The 2,939-nt window shown below is 48.0% G+C and carries 1 protein-coding gene and 2 pseudogenes; 1 reads left to right on the forward strand and 2 read right to left on the reverse strand.

What is annotated here, in order from left to right; genetic code table 11:
• Positions 1-153: 153 nt before the first annotated feature.
• A pseudogene (locus QT222_RS07230) lies at positions 154-702 on the reverse strand (geranylgeranylglyceryl/heptaprenylglyceryl phosphate synthase); the annotation flags it as partial.
• Positions 703-1,385: 683 nt separating this feature from the next.
• Between QT222_RS07230 and QT222_RS07235 the strand changes: the two are divergent.
• A complete protein-coding gene (locus QT222_RS07235) occupies positions 1,386-1,979 on the forward strand; it encodes a hypothetical protein (protein WP_491476773.1) in 594 nt (197 codons plus the stop codon).
• Between the two features lie 47 nt (positions 1,980-2,026).
• Here QT222_RS07235 and QT222_RS07240 read toward each other — a convergent pair.
• A pseudogene (locus QT222_RS07240) lies at positions 2,027-2,392 on the reverse strand (IS5/IS1182 family transposase); the annotation flags it as partial.
• Positions 2,393-2,939: the final 547 nt, after the last annotated feature.

Genomic DNA, 2,939 nt, shown 5'->3' on the forward strand with positions numbered 1-2,939 from the left:
TTGCGGAGTTCGAGAGCAGCGACAAATGCGTCGGTTAGTCGGCGGCCACGCTGTTCCATCAGATAGTCTTGTCAGCGGATACTCAACAACGTTGATGACTTTTTCTCCTTGGTAGTGACTCGCCACATTCAAAATTGGAGTCAAACAACTCAGCTATCGAGACGCTGGAGCGTCAGGGACCGTCTGTAGATATTGGTCAGGATTTTCGTGGAAGCAATCGCCAACGACTACGGCATCGGCACCAGCGTCAAGAATTTCCTCGGTCTGTTGCTGGCTCTTGGTACCTCCACCGTAGAGAAAAATTGTGTCGTCAAGATATTTTGCCGCTGCTTTCACGTCTTCGGGCCCCATTCTTTTTGGAGTACTTGATGTAGAATATCGAAAATCGATAGAAAGATTCAGTTGCTAGTGCGGCACCTGCTATCTGATCAGGTGTGTATAGTGTCTCAACACCAGACTCATCGGCTGCTTTTGAGTCGGGATTTTGAACGACGTACCCCTCACCCAGTATCTTATCCGAGATTTTGGCAATAGCATCGCGACCTCTAGACGCAATCAGGGCACTTACAAGTGGAAGCCCAGCACCGAATACTTCTTCGGCTTACTCCCGACCTCTGTGAAGAAATCCACGTGTTTTGCAACGAAGTTGTCGCGGTCTCCGTTGTAGACTGCTGGTACGGAAAGTACGTCTACAGTATCTATTCATTATCTGCGACAAGGTCGAGGAGACAGAAGCAAAGATGGGGACGGTATTTCATGGACGCTTCTATGAAGCAAACAAGCTCAAAGAAACTTTCGCCGATATTGAGTTCAGAGATGTTGAAATCATTGATGAAGATGGCCCAACTATCCTTCACGCCGTAGAATAGACACACCTGCTCTGTATCAAGCGTAGCAGTGTCTAAACTCTCTTTGAGCAGGTCTGAGAGTAGCATAGGAAACTAGCTCTTCGACCTGTTTATCGGTTAACTAGACGGTGCCCAAAGTTATATGATATCTCAATTCAACTACAATTCATGGCACCATTCCCACAATCGCCGACTGGACTTGACCTTGTAGTTTCAGTGGTATTTTGGTTACTTATCTTGGTTGTGATCGTTTATATTATCAAAATTCTAATTTCGAAGTACGTTTCTTAGGTCAGCTGTTATCAAATTCAGTTAGTAATTTAATTATAAAAATTGGGTCTGCTGAGATCCTATTCACGTCTTGCGATGTGTGGATGAGCGAGTTCCCAGCAGAATCTGTGGAAACCCGAGGAGAGAGACACTCCACCAATGTCAACACTTCTAGATTATCAACAGATCAGAAATTGAAATTCATCGACTAGATTTCCCACAACAATAACTTTATTATATGACAACAATTATGGACATTTGGTCAACATGAAAAAGGACCTTCCCCGCCGAGAGATGATACGAAAGATTGGCATTGGTGCTGTCTCTCTATCTGCTATTAGCGGTACTGCAGCTGCGGAAAAGAGTGATTCTCAAACTCAGAATGGTACTTCAACCCCAGCCCCGACTAAGGGTGGAGAGCCAGATGATGGTCACGAAGTCACTCCACAGTTGGTTACTAACTGGACCTCGGAATGGAGCCCCTACGAGGTCAACGAAGGCGATACGTCTATTCTGAAAAGTAGGTGGAACGTGATCTCCCCCACTGTCGCATCGTACCACCGATTTGACGCACTGGTTGAAGCATCAATGGCAGAACGCCCTGAGATGGTCAGTTCGAATATCGGAGCTGGCGCTGTAAAGAAAAATTGGGTATATACCGAAGATACAGCTCTTGGAGTACCTGCGTATCACTTCAAGGCGAAGATGTTAGTCGCTCAGCCAACGGGATCGGAACTGTATCTTGACTCACGGGTTAAAACCGAGAGAACGGGACAGGTCGAAGCGAGAACCGGATGTTACTTCGACCCCGCAACGAATCTCGCTGAATCATGGTCTAGGGCATACCTGACTGTAGAATAGGCTTAGAGCACCACCTGGTTTTTTTGTTGTGACATCTTTGCGTGGAAAGCGTGACTGTGGTTGAAGCCGGAAGCGTAATTCCGATGACGCAATTAGTCGGGGGAATTAAGACCGAGATAGTTGAGAAGCACGTTCGAGATGGCCATATCGGGCCGACCAAACGCTTTACACAACGTCGAGGGAGACGGAAGCTCCTAAACCCCGATACCTCTCCGAATCCGAGGCATCTCGATAAGCTCGTCACAACGGGTAGTCGTATTCTTCTGCACCTTGAAACAAAACAGGACGATGTGCTGGTGGAGTGTGTACCGCCGTTTTGAGAGCTTCGAAGAGTAGCGGGCAACAGCTCGCCGAGCCAAGTGAAACACTTGCTCTACAAATAGGAGTAACCGCGACTTCGGGAGGATCTGTATCTGGTCAGACTATTGGGCGGCACCAGCCTGATGGGTATGGAATGGTGCTATCGATGACGGACCCGGTCAACATGTTCGACTGAATTCGGAGTGCCCGATCTATCGACGTGGTGTGCCAGCTATTCGACCAGACAACGTTCTCGACATGATCGACAAACTCCTCCGTTATCGTTCAAGTAGAGGAGGATTTTGTACTGGTAGCGTCTATTCTCCCCACAATGAATGAAGGGCTTAGCGTGATGGTGAGTTCCACGTAACTTGGCGAGACATAGCGGTTAGAGACATCTATGAGAGCGGCTTCGACGAAGACGTCCGCGAGGCACTCCGTCGTCTGATAGCCGAACAGGCACAGGTGAGCGTTCCAGAGCGAATCCTCGTTGGTATCCACCACGACGCCGAGATTGGGAGCCCCGGCTATAAGCTAATTCAGTCCAATACTGCAATACCGCCTAGTTGCCCTGCTGAATATACTCTCTCTTGATTAGCTAATTCACTCCCAAATACCATGGAAATAAGACACGCAACACTTCCATCCTCCGAGGTTGTT

This window comes from Haloferax sp. s1, assembly GCF_058382125.1.

Coding starts and splice junctions, on each gene's coding strand:
- QT222_RS07235 (WP_491476773.1), top strand. CDS start 1,386: ATGAAAAAGGACCTTCCCCGCCGAGAGATGATACGAAAGATTGGCATT.